Annotated in this window: 10 protein-coding genes and 1 riboswitch; of the genes, 7 read left to right on the top strand and 3 right to left on the bottom strand. The window is 65.3% G+C overall.

The features are described 5' to 3' along the window. Nucleotides 1–42: 42 nt before the first annotated feature. On the bottom strand, nt 43–1,752 hold the full coding sequence (locus HY836_RS00250; RefSeq protein ID WP_290672162.1) for an NAD+ synthase: 1,710 nt from the start codon (nt 1,750–1,752) through the stop codon (nt 43–45). Between HY836_RS00250 and HY836_RS00245 the strand changes: the two genes are divergently transcribed. Both HY836_RS00245 and HY836_RS00240 read left to right on the top strand, forming a co-directional pair. Beyond that, nucleotides 1,751–3,010 carry a GNAT family N-acetyltransferase gene (locus HY836_RS00245; RefSeq protein WP_290672160.1) on the top strand — a complete coding sequence of 420 codons (1,260 nt, stop codon included), beginning with the start codon at nt 1,751–1,753 and terminating at the stop codon, nt 3,008–3,010. The two genes, HY836_RS00250 and HY836_RS00245, sit on opposite strands and share 2 nt — an antisense overlap. Nucleotides 3,011–3,063: 53 nt before the next feature. After that, entirely contained in the window at nt 3,064–3,597 is a 534-nt protein-coding gene (locus HY836_RS00240) for a hypothetical protein (RefSeq protein ID WP_290672158.1), read from the top strand. A gap of 7 nt (nt 3,598–3,604) precedes the next feature. Here the strand turns inward: HY836_RS00240 and HY836_RS00235 are convergent, their stop codons facing one another. Next, nucleotides 3,605–5,278 (bottom strand): serine/threonine-protein kinase, encoded by a 1,674-nt coding sequence (locus HY836_RS00235; RefSeq protein ID WP_290672156.1) that lies wholly within the window; start codon nt 5,276–5,278, stop codon nt 3,605–3,607. A 179-nt stretch (nt 5,279–5,457) separates the two neighbouring features. Here HY836_RS00235 and HY836_RS00230 point away from each other — a divergent pair, with 179 nt between their 5' ends. The 3 genes from HY836_RS00230 (at nt 5,458) to HY836_RS00220 (ending at nt 11,056) form a co-directional block, all read left to right on the top strand. Then, on the top strand, nt 5,458–7,380 hold the full coding sequence (locus HY836_RS00230; protein ID WP_290672154.1) for a bifunctional diguanylate cyclase/phosphodiesterase: 1,923 nt from the start codon (nt 5,458–5,460) through the stop codon (nt 7,378–7,380). Between the two features lie 146 nt (nt 7,381–7,526). After that, nucleotides 7,527–9,050: an NAD(P)/FAD-dependent oxidoreductase gene (locus HY836_RS00225; protein WP_290672152.1), complete on the top strand. Its 1,524-nt coding sequence runs from the start codon at nt 7,527–7,529 to the stop codon at nt 9,048–9,050. A 134-nt stretch (nt 9,051–9,184) separates the two neighbouring features. After that, nucleotides 9,185–11,056, top strand: coding sequence for an aminopeptidase P family protein (locus HY836_RS00220; RefSeq protein ID WP_290672150.1), 1,872 nt, complete (start codon nt 9,185–9,187; stop codon nt 11,054–11,056). Between the two features lie 32 nt (nt 11,057–11,088). Here HY836_RS00220 and HY836_RS00215 read toward each other — a convergent pair whose 3' ends face one another. Beyond that, on the bottom strand, nt 11,089–13,005 hold the full coding sequence (locus tag HY836_RS00215; protein ID WP_290672148.1) for an ATP-binding protein: 1,917 nt from the start codon (nt 13,003–13,005) through the stop codon (nt 11,089–11,091). Between the two features lie 360 nt (nt 13,006–13,365). Beyond that, nucleotides 13,366–13,483, top strand: a riboswitch (guanidine-I (ykkC/yxkD leader). A 59-nt stretch (nt 13,484–13,542) separates the two neighbouring features. Here HY836_RS00215 and HY836_RS00210 point away from each other — a divergent pair. Further along, nucleotides 13,543–14,460 (top strand): urea amidolyase associated protein UAAP1, encoded by a 918-nt coding sequence (locus HY836_RS00210; RefSeq protein ID WP_290672146.1) that lies wholly within the window; start codon nt 13,543–13,545, stop codon nt 14,458–14,460. Nucleotides 14,461–14,499: 39 nt separating this feature from the next. Beyond that, nucleotides 14,500–15,138, top strand: coding sequence for an urea amidolyase associated protein UAAP2 (locus HY836_RS00205; RefSeq protein WP_290672837.1), 639 nt, complete (start codon nt 14,500–14,502; stop codon nt 15,136–15,138).

The following is a 15,138-nucleotide window of genomic DNA, read 5'->3' as shown; positions in this document are numbered from 1 at the left end:
GTTCGGCGCACGCCGATCGCTGGAATAGCAAGCAACTCGGGCTCATGCGCGGAATCGCGAGGTGATGGGGTAACGCCAGTCGCGGCCAAAGGCGCGGTGCGTGATGCGGATGCCCACCGGCGCCTGCCTGCGCTTGTACTCGTTGATCTTGATGAGGCGGGTGACCTTGTCCACGTCGGCACGGTCAAAACCCGCGGCGATGATCTCCTCGATGGACTGGTCCAGCTCCATATAGCGCTCCAGGATGGCATCCAGCACCTCGTACTCGGGCAGGCTGTCCTGGTCCTTCTGATCAGGACGCAGCTCGGCCGAGGGGGGCCGCGTGATGATGCGCTCGGGGATGGGCTCCACGTGCCCGGCCTCCAGCGCCTGGGCATTGCGCCAGCGCGACAGGCGGTAAACCAGCGTCTTGGCCAGGTCCTTGATGACGGCAAAACCACCGGCCATGTCGCCATACAGCGTGCAGTAGCCCGTGGCCATCTCGCTCTTGTTGCCTGTGGTGAGCACGATGGAGCCCATTTTGTTGGACAAGGCCATCAACAAGGTGCCGCGGATGCGAGCCTGGATGTTTTCTTCGGTGGTGTCCTCTGCACGGCCCACAAACAAGGGCGCCAGGGACTGCTTGAAGTCATCGAACATGGGCGCGATGGCGATCTCGTCATGGCGCACACCCAGGCGATCGGCCATGTCGCGCGCATCAATCCACGAGATATCGGCGGTGTACGGTGAGGGCATCATCACGGTGCGCACCTTGTCGGCGCCGAGTGCGTCTACCGCAATGGCCAGCACCAATGCAGAGTCGATGCCACCGGACAGGCCGATGATGGCGCCGGGGAAGCCGTTCTTGCCCACGTAGTCGCGCACACCACAAACCAGGGCCGCCCAGATTTCAGCTTCGGGCGACAAGGCGGGCGCCAGGGTGCCCCTGACCTGCCCACCCGGCTGCAGGCTCACCGCCAGCGTGGCCACTTCAAAGCTGGGCGCGCGGGCCGCCACCCGGCCTTGTGCATCCACCGCGAACGAGGCGCCATCGAACACGACCTCGTCCTGGCCGCCCACCATGTGGGCATACACCAGCGGCAGGCCCAACTCACGGGCACGGTCACCCATGCGGCCTTCACGCTCGGCACGCTTGCTCGCGTGGAAGGGCGAGGCATTGAGCACCACCAGGGCTTGCGCGCCCTGTGCCACAGCCGATTGGGCGGGCTCGTCGAACCAGGCGTCTTCGCAGACCAGCAGGCCCACACGCCAGCCCAGCACATCCACCACCACCGGGCCCAGGCCAGCCTCACGGCCACTGACAAAGTAGCGCCGCTCGTCAAAGACCTGGTAATTGGGCAGCTCGCGCTTGGCGTAGCTGGCCACCAGCTGGCCTCCACGGATCAAGCTGGCCGAGTTCAGGTGGCGAGGGACAGACCACGAACGTGTGCGGACATCGTCGCCGGGGCCGGTGCGGGGATGCCCCAGCACCAGATGCAGGTCGGGCAGATCGGACAGGCTCTGCGCAATCTGGTTGACGGCATCGTCGCAGGCCGCCATGAAAGCCGGGCGCAGCAGCAGGTCCTCAGGGGGATAACCGCACAAGGCCATTTCCGGCGTCACCACCAGACGGGCGCCATTCGCGTAGGCTAGGCGGCTGGCGTCGATGATGGCCTGGGCATTGCCCTTGAGGTCACCCACGACGGGATTGAATTGCAGCAAGGCCACTTCCAGCGATTGGGAGGGCGTGGCAACAGACGACACAGCGTTCATGGACAGATTCGATTCAGTGGGTGCGCAAGGTGAGGCAGGCGCGCAAGCCAGCATGGTACCGGGCCTGACGGTGCATTGGCATGAGGACCTCGCTCAGATCCCTGCTGGCGCGTGGGATGAACTGGTGTCACCGCTCGATGGCGGCACGCCATTTCTGCGCATGGCCCTACTCAAGGCCATGGTTGACAGCGGCAGCGCCTGCGGTGAAACCGGCTGGGCGCCCCTGTTTCTGACCCTGCAGGACGAGCACGGACGCATCGTGGGCGCTTGCCCGCTGTTCCTCAAGCGCCACTCTTATGGTGAATACGTGTTCGACTGGGCCTGGGCCGACGCCCATGACCGGGCGCTCGCCCACCAGGGCCAGCGCTACTACCCCAAGCTGCTGAGCGCCGTGCCCTTCTCGCCCATCCCGGGGCAACGCCTGCTGACCCACCCAGCCCTGCCTGCAGCACAACAGCTGGCCGTGCGCCAAAGGTTGTTGCACACGCTGGCTGAACGTTGCAAGGACCAGGGCCTGTCTTCTGCGCATGTGCTGTTCCTGTCGGAGGCGGAGGCCTTGTTGGCACGCGAGCAAGGTTGGCTGGTGCGCCAGGGTGTGCAGTTTCACTGGCAGAACCGCAAGCCCGAACCCTTTGCCGATTTCGACGACTTCCTGGCCAGCCTGCAGCGGGACAAGCGCAAGAAGATCCAGCAGGAGCGCCGCAAGGTGCGCGATGCAGGCGTGAGCTTCGAGGTGCTGCAAGGGCCGCAGATCCAGCAGGCCGATTGGGACTTCTTTGCACGCTGCTATGCGCAGACCTATCACGAGCGCGGCCAACAGCCCTACCTGAGCGACCGTTTCTGGCAACAAGTGGCTGGCGCGCTGCCCGATTGCTGGGTGTTGTTCGTGGCCAGCCAGAACGGCCAGCGCATCGCCGCGGCCTTGCTGGCCATCGACCCTGTCCAGAAAGTGGCCTACGGACGCTACTGGGGCGCCTTGGCCGAAGTGTCCTGCCTGCACTTTGAAGCCTGCTATTACCAACCACTGGCGTGGTGCATCACCAACGGCATGCGCCGCTTTGAAGGTGGCGCGCAGGGGGAGCACAAGCTGACACGCGGCTTGCTGCCGGCCCCCACCTGGTCGGTGCACTGGCTTGAACACGAGGGGCTGCGCCATGCGGTGGCAGATTTCCTGATGCGGGAAACGCTGGGCATCGATCAATACAAAACGGAATTAGGCGAACGAAGCCCGTTCAAACCCGAAGACCAGTGCCCTTGACGAAGTGCGACACTCACTGGCGAAATGCACCACGTCAGAAATCAGGGCAACAGATGTCGGTCTCGAACAGCCAGGCTTCGGCCGTTTCCCCACCCGCCATATTGGACATAGAAGCGTCAGGCTTTGGCCTGGGCAGCTATCCCATCGAGGTCGGGTTTGTACAACCCTGTGGTCAGGCATGGTGCAGCCTGGTCAAACCATTGGATGACTGGCAGCACTGGGACCCCAATGCCGCGGCCGTTCACAACATCACGCGCGATCAGTTGCAGCAACGCGGCCGCAGCCCGCTGGAAATCGTTGACGTGCTCAATGAGCGCCTGCATGGCATGGTGGTCTACACGGATGCCTGGGCGCACGACTACACCTGGCTCAACCGCCTTTACGAAGCCGCCGACCGCAGCCCCAGCTTCAAGCTCGAAAGCCTGCGCAGCCTGCTGACTGACAGCGATGCCGCACGCTGGCATGACGTGAAGCGCCGTGTGGCCTTGAGCACGGGCCTGGTGCGCCACCGGGCCAGTGCCGATGCGCGCCTACTGCAACAAACCTGGCTGGCCTTGCGCCAGAACGACGGCCGGGCTGCCGCCTGAGCTGGTATCAGTAGTTGGTGCGCTGAGCCGCTTCCTGCTGCCGCATGCGCTCGCACTCGGGGTGAGCCGTGTAATCAGGCCTGGCGCAGTGGCGCTTCATGCAGATGGCCAGCATGATGAATGACTTGCCCGCGCAAGCCTTGCGGGGGCTCAAAGCATCACCCGCATCCACATCCCGGTCATCGTCCTTGCGCAAAGCAACGGCCTCCTGAGGGGCCTGGCGACGCGTCCTGGCTTCGCTGGCGCCGGCCGCAACCGCGTCGCCCGACGGCTTGCGGGCATCCGTGCGCGAGCCCGCATCTTGCCGATCGGCCTTTCTTGACTCGGGTGTCAACGCTGCTTTTTGAGTGCCCACACGTTGGGTGGCCTGCGCTGACACCGCTTGTGGTCGGGCCTGATGGCTTGTGCGCTGCAACCACCAGACGGCGATCACGCCCAGCAGCACGAGCGCCGCAAAAGCCCATTTCAAGCCATGACGCACACCACCAGGGGAGCCGGCAGCCACAGCCCGATGCGCCTCATCACGGTGTAGCGCCGGCGACAGGGGCATGGTGACAGGCAAGGGGTCACCGCCTTGCGGTGCAGGTGGCCAGCTTGGCGGCGCATGCAGCTTGCCTGCGGCCGGGATCGTCGTCATATAGGCCTGCGCCTCGATGGCTTTGTGCCCGGGCGAGGTTTCATGGCCCTCCTGGCGCACGAGCACCGTTTGAGGGTGGCTGTGCGGATGCTGTTGCGCGCGGGCATCCGCCGGTGCGCTGACGATGCCAGACAAGGCTTCACGCCAGGCTGCGATGGATTCCGGGCGATCCTGTGGGCGAACAGCCAGCGCCTGGTCAATGGCGTTGGCAAAAGACTCGCTGAGGTGGCAGTCGAAACCGCTGGCCAGACCCGAGCTCATTTGCCTCAAGGTGGGCAGATCGTCATGCACCGAGCGCGCGGTCGCCGGCATGGGTGGGCGGCCCGTGATGCAGAAATGCACCACCGCTGCCAGCGCGTACAGGTCCGTCCAGGGGCCCTGGCGGATCTGGACCGTTTCAGCGTACTGCTCGATGGGCGCGAAACTGGGCTTGACGATGGCCGTCAGCGTCTGCGAATGGTCGCCAATGACTTTGCGGGCGGCGCCCAGATCCAGCAAGACCGGACGCCCCTTGGCCGGGCCGCTCTCGTCGTCCAGCAAGAGGATGTTGTCGGGCGCGATGTCGCGGTGGAAGACGTTTTCCTTGTGCAGGCACTCCAGAGCCCCCAGCAAAGGCATGATGAGGCGGCGCAACCAGGCCTCGTCGGGCGGGCCGCTCATGGCGCGGCGCACCTGCAGCAGCGTCTGGCCCTGGTAGTACGGCATCACCATATAGGCCGTGCCGTGCGCTTCCCAGAAGCGGTAGACCTTCACCAGCGAGGGGTGATCGAAGCGGGCCAGCAGGCGCGCTTCGTTGATGAACGAGCGCAAGCCCAGGTTGAAGGTCTCGGCGCCGGAGGCCGAACGCACGATGACGTCGTTGTCAGGCCCACGCCCGGCCAGTGCGGCGGGCATGTATTCCTTGATGGCCACCAGGCGCTGCAAGGCGTGGTCCATCGCCAGATAGACCATGCCAAAGCCGCCGATACCCAGGATTTTCTGGATCTCGAACTCGCCAAGTCGGGTGCCTGCAGGTAGTGCGTCGTGCTCGGAAATGGTCGGCATGGAACGGATGATGTGGCCACCCAGTGCGCCGGCAGCCCTCTCAACACACGGTGTCGTTGATGCAGTGCGGGCAGCTTAACGCAGGCTGGGCATCCCACGTATCGGAAAACACCCCCTCAAGCTGCGCACAGATCGTCCGAAAACCGGGAAGCTGTTATTTATTTGCAGTCGGGGTGTCCATGTCTTCACTCATCCATTCGATGATCATGGGGACGCCCACCACTCACCGTCGCCCCTCGGTCGCAGCCCAGTTGCTGTCCACCGCCGGCCTGGCCCTCGGTATTGCGTTGTCGTCCTCGCCACATTCTTCTGCCCAATGGCCGGGTGCACTGATCGCCAGCGCGGCGGGCCTGACCATGTGGCTCAGCCACAGGCGCATGCACAAGTCGCTGCAGAAAACCTTGCAGACCGAAAGGCTCTGGCAGGCCGTGGCGACAGGCTGCGAGGTCGGCATCGTGATGCTGCAACCCAGACGGGACCCGCTTGGCCGCTTCATGGGTTACCAGATTGCCCAGTCCAATCAGCAAGCCCATGCCTTGTTGAGTGCCGATGCGGCGCCACTTCAGGGCCAGATGCTGGTGGATGTGCTGCCATCGCAGCTGCAGCATGGCTTCCTGCACCGCGTGAACGCGGCCATCGAGTCAGGGCTCCCCCAGATCGAAGAGCACGCCTATGTGCGCCCGGGCGATCAACGGGCAACGCGCTGGCTGCATCACCAGATCATCCCGATCGATGGCGGTGTGGCCCTGGTGTCGCGCGACACCACCGAGGCGCACCAGGCCATGAACGTGGCCCGCGAGCGGGAGGCGTTCTACCGCACCCTGGTGGACTGCCTGCCCATGGCCGTCTTTGCGCGCAGCACCCGCCCAAGCAGCGCCGGTGAATATGTGGTGTGGAACAAGGCCTCCGCCGAGATCATGCAGTTGCCGGCCGACAAGGTGCTGGGCCGCAAGGCCAACGGGCTGTTGCCGCCAGAGATCACCCGCCGCGGCGACGAGCAGGATCTGGCGGTGCTGCGTGACCCGCGCATCCACCATTTTCCCAATCTGGTGTACCGCACACCCCTGGGCGAACGCATCGTGGACCTGATCAAGGCGCCGGTGTATGGCGTGGACGGTGAAGTCGACCACATCCTGTCCATTGCCCACGACGTGACCGCTCAGCGAGAGGCCGCGGAGCAGCTCAAGCTGGCCTCGCGCGTGATCGACGAGACCGGTGATGCGATCGTGGTGAGCGACGCCGTGGACCGCATCGTGATGGTCAACCCGGCCTTCCTCAATTTGACGGGCATGACACCGGCCGAAGTCATCGGGCGCAGCGCCGAGTTGCTGGGCATGCCCCCGCTGCGCGAGTCGCATCTGCCGGGTGTGGCACAAGCACTGCGTGGCAGCCAGCGCTGGTCAGGCGAAAGCCATCAGGTCTGCCAGGACGGGCGCCAGCTTGACACCTGGTTGAGCGTGAGCACCCTGCGCAATGACCTGCAGAAGATCACCCAGCACATCCGGGTGTTCAGTGACATCTCGGTGCTCAAGGCGCACCAGCGCGAGTTGGCCGAGCAAGCGCGCCACGACAGCCTGACCGGCCTGCCCAACCGCCGCGCCTTTGGCGAGCGCCTTGGCCAGGCCCTGGCCCGTGCACGCCGCAATCCGCAGACGCTGGGAGTGCTGTACGTGGACCTGGACGGGTTCAAGGGCGTCAACGACCGCTACGGCCATGCGGCCGGCGACAAGCTGCTGGCCGAGGTGGCCAAACGCCTGCTGACCTGTGTGAGGCTGACCGATTGTGTGTGCCGCCTGGCGGGCGACGAGTTCACCGTGATCCTGGAGGGCGCGGGCAACCCGGGTGAAATGGTGCGCATTTGCCAGCGCATCGTCGAGCGCCTGTCGGTGCCCCATGACATGGACGGCGATGCCGTGGTGGTCAGCCCCAGCATTGGCGCGGCCATCATGCAGTCCGGCGAGACGGGCGAGGCCTTGTGCCAGCGCGCTGACGCCGCGATGTACGCCGCCAAGCATGCGGGCAAGGCCGGTTTCGTCATGTCGAAAGCGCCCATCACCTCGGATGCCGAGGACGGCCAAGCGCTGCGCCAAGGGGCGATTTGATGCAATTTCCCCGCAATCAAGGGGCGCACCAGTGAGGTGCAAAGCCACATGGAACAGTGGGTTACTGGTATAAATACCTAGTTCTTTAGGACGCTGGGGCGGAAGCTGCCCGGCGCCTGTTCGTCCCACCTTCCCTCTTGTCGCGCATGACCCTATCTACCTCGTCGTTTTCTGGTACCGGATCAACCACTGCGCAGCAAAAACCCCGTGTCGTGATCATCGGCTGTGGTTTTGGCGGCCTGGAGGCGGCCAAGGCATTGTCCAGCGCCGACGTCGAGATCGTGGTCATCGACCGGACGAACCACCATCTGTTCCAGCCCCTGCTCTACCAGGTGGCCACAGCAGGTTTGCCGGCACCGGCGATCGCCGGCCCGATTCGGCACATCCTGCGCAAGCAGATTGCGCGCGGCAACCTGACGGTGCTGATGGGCGAGGTCACCTCCATCGACACGGCATCGGACTGCATCGTGCTGGATGGCGGCGAACACATCCATTATGACCACCTGATTCTGGCCGCTGGCGCGACCCACAGCTACTTTGGCCGCGACGACTGGGCGAAATACGCCCCGGGCCTCAAGACGCTGGGGGATGCCTTCACCATCCGCCGCCGCGTGCTCACGGCCTTCGAGCAGGCCGAACGGGAAACCGACCCTGCCAAGCGCGAACCCTGGCTGACCTTTGCCGTGGTGGGCGCAGGCCCGACTGGCGTGGAAATGGCCGGCACCATGGCCGAGATCGCCCAGCAGACGCTGAGCACCGAGTTCCGCCGCATTGATTCGCGCATGGCCCGCATCATCTTGCTGGAAGGCGCGCCCCGTGTGCTGGGCACCTTCACGGAAGACCTGTCCAAGCGCGCCAAGGAGCAGCTGGAGATGCTGGGCGCCGAGGTGCTGACTGGCGCCAAGGTCACCAACATCACGGCCTTCGGCATCCACTACGACATCCACGAAACCCAGGCCGACGGCAGCACCAAGGCCACCTCGCACTTCCTGCCCAGCCGCACGGTGGTCTGGGCAGCGGGTGTGGCGGCCTCGCCGCTGGGCCGCGCCCTGGCCAAGAGCACGGGTTGCCAGCTCGATCGCGCCGGCCGCGTCATCGTGCAGCCTGACCTGACGATCCCCGGGCACAGCAATATCTATGTGGTGGGCGACCTGGCCTCGGCCAAGAGCTACCTGGATCCCAAGCACCCGACGCCTGTTCCCGGCGTGAGTCCGGGCGCCAAGCAGATGGGCCGCAAGGCGGCGTTCAACATCATGCGGCGCATGAAGGGGCTGGAGCCTCAGTCCTTCCGCTACTTCGATTACGGCTCGATGGCCACCATCGGCAAGCGCGCTGCCGTGGCCATGCTGGACATCCCCTTTATCAACAAGCAGATCAAGTTCAGTGGCTTCTCGGCCTGGCTGTTCTGGCTGTTCGTGCACGTGTACTTCCTGATTGGCTTCCGCAACCGCACCGTGGTGATGATGGACTGGGCCTGGGCCTATTTCACCTCGCAGCGCCATGCACGCGTGTTCCCCGACCCACACGCGCTGGAGCCCAACGCGATGCTGGTGCGTGTGGCACCGCCGCCCGTGCCGCCGGTCAGCGTGACTGCAGCCACGCCAGTGGTCACGTCGGCACCATCTGGCGCACCTGGCCCCGCCGGCGCACAGCCTTCACCGGCGCGCTGAACAGGCGCGCTGGCCTGGTGGCCAGGTGTCAGACACCTGCCACCGCTTCTCCCCGGCCAGCCCATGGCCGGGCGGCTCGTGGCAACATGGGGGCCTGTGTTTTACATGCGCGCACCCCGGCGCGGCCCCACCCCGTGAATGCTCCCGCACCCAGCCCCATCGCCGCACGACTGCAGGCCCTGCGCGCCCGCCTGGCCCAACAAGGCTGGCAAGCCGCACTGATCCCCAGCAGTGACCCCCATCTGTCCGAGTACCTGCCAGAGCGCTGGCAGGGCCGCGTGTGGTTCAGCGGCTTCACAGGCTCGTCCGGCACGCTGTTGGTGTCGCCCACCCGTGCCGCCGTGTTCACGGACAGCCGCTACTGGGAGCAGGCCGAGACCGAATTGGCCGGCAGTGGCGTGGACCTGGTCAAGCTGGATGGCCCGGCCGTGCCGGCCTATGTGCAGTGGCTTGTTGAGCAGCCTGACTTGAATCCGGGGGGGGGGCAAGCCCTCACCCTGGCCGTGGATGGCACGGTCATGGGCCTGGCCCAGGCACAGATGCTGGCCGATGCCTTGAAGGCCCGCCAGTGGCAGTTGCACACCAGGGACGACGTGCTGGATGGCATCTGGCCTGATCGCCCGGGCCTGCCCACCGCACCGGTGTATGAGCATGCCTTGCCGTATGCCGCCACACCTCGATCAGAGAAGCTGGCAGCGCTGCGCCAGGCCATGAAGGACAAAGGCGCCACGCACCACTGGATCGCCACGCTCGACGACCTGGCCTGGCTGCTGAACCTGCGCGGTGCAGACGTGGACTACAACCCCGTCTTCCTGGGCCACGCGCTGATCAGCCATGACAAGGTCGACCTGTTTGTCGGTGAAGGCAAGATCGATGCAGCCTTGCAGGCGCGCCTGTCGGCAGACGGGGTGCTGGTCCAACCGTATGCACAGGCCTTGCCCGCCATCCAGGCGCTGCCGAAAGACGCCAGCCTCTTGATCGACCCCAAGCGCATCACCTGGGGCTTGCGTGAAGCCGTGCCTGAGGGCGTCAAGGTGATCGAGGCGATCAACCCGAGCACGCTGGCCAAGTCACGCAAGACCCATGCAGAGGCGGCCTTCATTCGCGAAGCCATGGCGCGCGATGGCGCTGCCATGTGCCGGTTCTACGCCTGGCTGGAGCAGGCGCTGGGCCACGAACACATCAGCGAGCTGACCATTGACGAGCGCCTGAGTGCCGAGCGCGCCAGGCAGCCAGGCTATGTGTCGCTGAGCTTCCCCACGATTGCCGGCTTCAATGCCAATGGCGCCCAGCCCCACTACCGCGCCACACCCGAATCGCACGCCCAGATCAGCACGCCGCAAGGCCTGTGTGCCGAAGGCCTGCTCCTGATCGACTCTGGCGCGCAATACCTGGGCGGCACGACCGACATCACGCGCACCTGGGCCATTGGCACACCCAGCGCTGCGCAAAAACGCGACTACACCCTGGTGCTCAAAGGCACGATGGGCTTGTCGCGCATGCGCTTCCCGCGCGGCACCCTGGGCCCCATGCTGGATGCGGTGGCCCGTGCGCCCATGTGGGAGCACGGCATGGACTTCGGCCACGGCACGGGCCATGGCGTGGGCTATTTCCTCAATGTGCACGAGGGGCCGCAGTCCATCTCCAAGGCTGTGCCGGATGCCAATATGGCCATGCAGCCCGGCATGATCACCTCCATCGAGCCCGCGCTGTATCGCCCCCGGCAATGGGGCATCCGCATCGAGAACCTGGTGCTCAATGTGCCCCTGGTGCCGCAGGTGCCCGATGCGCCTGTGGGTTCGCCGGAGCATGGCGAGTACCTGGCCTTCGAGACCCTCACGCTGTGCCCGATCGACACGCGCTGCATCGACCTGAGCCTGATGCGTGACGACGAACTGGCCTGGCTCAATGCCTACCACGCCGAGGTGCACCGCCGCCTGATGCCCTTGCTGGAGGGCGAAGCCCTGGCCTGGTTGCTGGAGCGCACCAGGCCGCTGACGCGCTGAGCGTTGCGGCGTAGCGCCTGAGCCCCTTGGCGTCAGGTCGCACCCACCAGGCCCGTGCCCAGCTTGCTTCGGCGGGCGCGCCGGCTGCGGTCACTCACATGGCGCTTGACGATGCGCAGCAGTTCGCCACGCAGGAAGGGCTTGGACAGGCAATCGTTCATGCCGGCCTGCAGGCAGGCTTGCTGGACTTCCTGGTGCGTGCTGGCCGTCAGTGCCACGATGGGCACCGGCACATCGCCGCGTTGGGACTCGATGGCACGGATGTGACGGGTGGCATCAAAGCCGTTCATCTCGGGCATGTGGCAGTCCATGAGCACGAGATCCGCCTCGTGCTCGGCCAGCCAGTCCAGCGCCAACTGGCCGTTTTCGGCATGTGCCACCTGCAAGCCCATCTGCTCCAGCTCCGTGCGGGCGACGATGGCGTTCACGGGGTTGTCTTCCACCAGCAGCACGGTGGCGGCCTGGGGTGAGGTGTGCATGGGATCGCTCGCGGTTGCCGCCTCCACCGGCTGCACATGACGTGGGGCTGCGCTGGTGGCCTGGCGCGCCTCCACGGCCGCAGGGGCAGCCTGGGCCACAGCGGGTGCTGATACACGCTTCAAGGGCAGAACACAACGGAAGACGGAGCCCTTGCCAACCTCGCTGTCGCAAGCCAGGTCACCGCCCATGGCCAGGCACAACTGGCGGGCGATGCTCAGCCCCAGGCCACTGCCTGCCGTCTTGCGCTCATAGCGGCCGTCCACCTGGTGGAAGGCATCGAACACGCGACTCAGCTCATGAGGCGGAATGCCGATGCCGGTGTCCTCCACCTCCAGGCACACCTGCGGCTTGCCGGTCTGCGCATCGGCGATCTCACGCACGCGCATGGTCACCTGCCCGCGCTCGGTGAACTTCACGGCATTGCCCAGCAGGTTGTAGAGAATCTGCTTGAGGCGCCCACCATCCACCTCGACGAAGTAGTGCTCGGGCAGGTCGCAGGCCATGGTCACGTCCAGCCCTTTGTCCAGGCCGTTGACCGCCGCCAGGGCCGTCACCTCGCGAACCAGCTCGGGCAGGCGAACCGCCGCCGGTGACAGCTCCATGCGCCCAGCCTGCAGGCGCGAGTAGTCCAGCACGTCATTGATCACGCCCAGCAGATGCTGCCCCGAGGCCTCCAGCAGGTTCATGCGCTCGTGCGCTTGCTGGCTTTGCAACTCGGCCCGAATCAGGCGCGACAGCCCCAGGATGCCATGCAGCGGGGTGCGCATCTCGTGGCTCATGGTGGCCAGGAATTGCCCCTTGGCTTGGTTCAGCTCTTCCGCCTCGCGCAGGGCCGCCGCCTGGGACGAGGTGACGCGGTCATTGGTAAAGCGCAAGAACAGCAATTCGTCCATGCGGCGGTGCGCACGCCCGGTTTCCAGCCACAGGATGCCGATGAAGCCGGTCACGGTGATGAAGCCGAACAAGCCCAGCACGGAAGCCTGGACAGCGCAGTACAAGGCCACCGACGTCAACATGGGCACCAGCCAGCAACGTGCGCTGTTGCGATCCACGGTCAGCATGAAGGCGCCGCAGGCCGCCAGCCCGATGAGCACGCCCACCAGCGTGGCCTGCACGTCAACGTGGCCCTGGATGGGCATGGCCCACAGCAGGCCGCCCCACCAGGTGCTGAGCACCAGGATGAACAACTTGACCCGCTTCAACCAGATGGGGTTGCGGCGGTCTCGGGACCGGAAATACCGAAGGCTTCGGTAGATGTGCGAGGACGACAAGACCACCAGGCCGCCCAACCAGATCCAGGCCTGCTGGCTGATCACCCCATCGACCAGATAGGCCACCAGGAGGGTGATCAGGCACCCCAGCCCGACGGCGATGGTCGTGCCAAGGGGGATGTGGGAAAAAAGCAGCCGGGTCCGCGTGATGCGAACCTGTTCTGACAATGTTTTGGCGTGAGCTTGATCGGCAGACATGTTGTGGGTCACCCAACAAGGACTAAACAACAACCCCAGGCGACTGCTTCAGTATCAACAGCTCGTCGCCGCCGCAACACCGTAAACGCCCTTGGGTGCACTGCACAAAAAGGCCTGCGGGCTGCATATCGGCCCCCTCATCCCGGGGGAACGCACCAGATCCGAGCCCCGGAAAACACCAAACACCGGGTCGCACCACGACCAGGCACCAGGATCAGGCAGACAAGGCATGTTGACGCCACCGGGGGCATCCAATCGACCTCAAATTGGCCTCAAATCAGCCCCAAATCGCATGCAGCGGGCTGGCATCACTCTTGCGTATTCAAAGGCACAGAGAGGAACGGCCCATGGTCGTTGCTTCGAAAAGGTGGCTAGGGTTCCGGTCTCGCGTTCAGCGGGATGTCTGGTCCGAGAGCTGCCGGCCCGAGTCGGCCGTATACCGACACTGGCTCCACGGCGGGACAAAAGCCCGGGAGGTTCGCTTCAGCGCATGAAGTGTCCTCTCACGTGCTTTCAACCTGCCTTGGAGGGTGTCCCATGCGAGCCGACGAACAGCGTAGTCCGTCATCCGGTGATGAACTGGGTGACAACAGTGCCTGGAGCCATGGTTGCGGCCGCCGCGATCATGGCTCCCCAGGTGCCCAGGACGCCACCGACCTCCCCTTCGCCCCCTCAGCCAGCCAAGCCTCCAGCCAGGCCGTTGATGCACTGCCGCATTGGCAACGCTTTGCGCCTGAGCTGCCTGCAGCGCGCGTGATGTGGTCAGAGATCGTGCCCGGCGGTGGCCACTGGTCCTACGTGATGCCGCGCGGCAGCCGCCTGCGCATGGTGGCGCTGGATGCCGGCGCCAACCTCAGCATGGTGCTCTACCACGCCCGCGAAAAGCTGGAGCGCTACAACATGCCTGACTCGCTCAAGGCACAGCACACGGCCCACTACACACGCGGCCACGTGTTGATGAGCGACATGGGCCGCGCCCTGGCCAGCATCACGGAAGACAGCCTGGGCTGGCATGACCCCATGGGTGCGCTGCTGGATGCCCAGCGCCTGCACGCCCAATATGGCGAGCGCAGCTTCCACACGCACCGCAATGCCATGTACCGCAGCGGCAAGGATGGCCTGCTGATCGAGATCGGCAAATACGGCCTGAGCCGGCGCGACCTGATCGCCCCGGTCAACTTCTTCAGCAAGGTCTCGGTGGATGCGGAGGGGCGCTTCCGGTTTGCCACCCGGCACGCTGCACCCGGTGCCATGGTCGAGCTGCGTTTCGACATGGACACGCTGATCGCGTTCTCGACCGCCCCCCACCCGCTGGACCCCAGTGCCGAGTACGCACCGGGCAAGGTGGGCCTGGCGGCCTGGAAGTCCGGCCCCGCCTTGCCCGACGACTTCAACAGGGCCTTCCGCCCCGAGTGCGCACGCGCCCTGCACAACGCCGACATGAGCTACCTCTGAACTGGAGCGCCCACCATGAACACCACCGCAGCCACGGCCGTGCGCATCCACGAAAGTGCCCTCGACCCGGCGCAAGCCCTCATCAACCACGTGCTGCCATCCGGCGAGCCCTACCTGCTGCGCATTGCCCAGGGCCAGACCCTGCGCATCGTGGACCTGGAAGGCAACCAGGCCGTCGACGTGATCTTCTACAACGCCAACGATGCCGCCGAGCACTACAGCGCCACCGACACCATGCTGGCGCAAGGCGGCATCTACCTCACCACGGGTTCGGTACTGATGTCCAGCGAAGGCAACCCCATGCTGACCATCGTGGCCGACACCTGCGGGCGCCACGACACCTTGGGCGGGGCCTGCGCAGCCGAGAGCAACACCGTGCGCTATGCCTTGCAAAAGAAGTTCATGCACAGCTGCCGCGACAACTACCTCATCGCCCTGCAGCACGCCGACATCGGCCTGGGCAAACGCGACCTGGTGCCCAACGTCAACTTCTTCATGAACGTGCCGGTCACCGAAGACGGCCAGCTCACCTTTGCCGATGGGGTGTCGGGCCCAGGCAAGTACGTGGAGCTGCGCGCCGAGATGGACATCCTGATGCTGGTGTCCAACTGCCCGCAGCTCAACAACCCATGCAACGCCTACAACCCCACCCCCGCGCAATTCCTGGTCTGGGGCTGA

The organism is Aquabacterium sp. (genome assembly GCF_016234775.1).
In the GTDB taxonomy this organism is placed as follows: Bacteria; Pseudomonadota; Gammaproteobacteria; order Burkholderiales; family Burkholderiaceae_C; genus Aquabacterium.
Note: the sequence above shows the minus strand (reverse complement) of the source record. Positions and strands in the feature narration are given on the sequence as shown.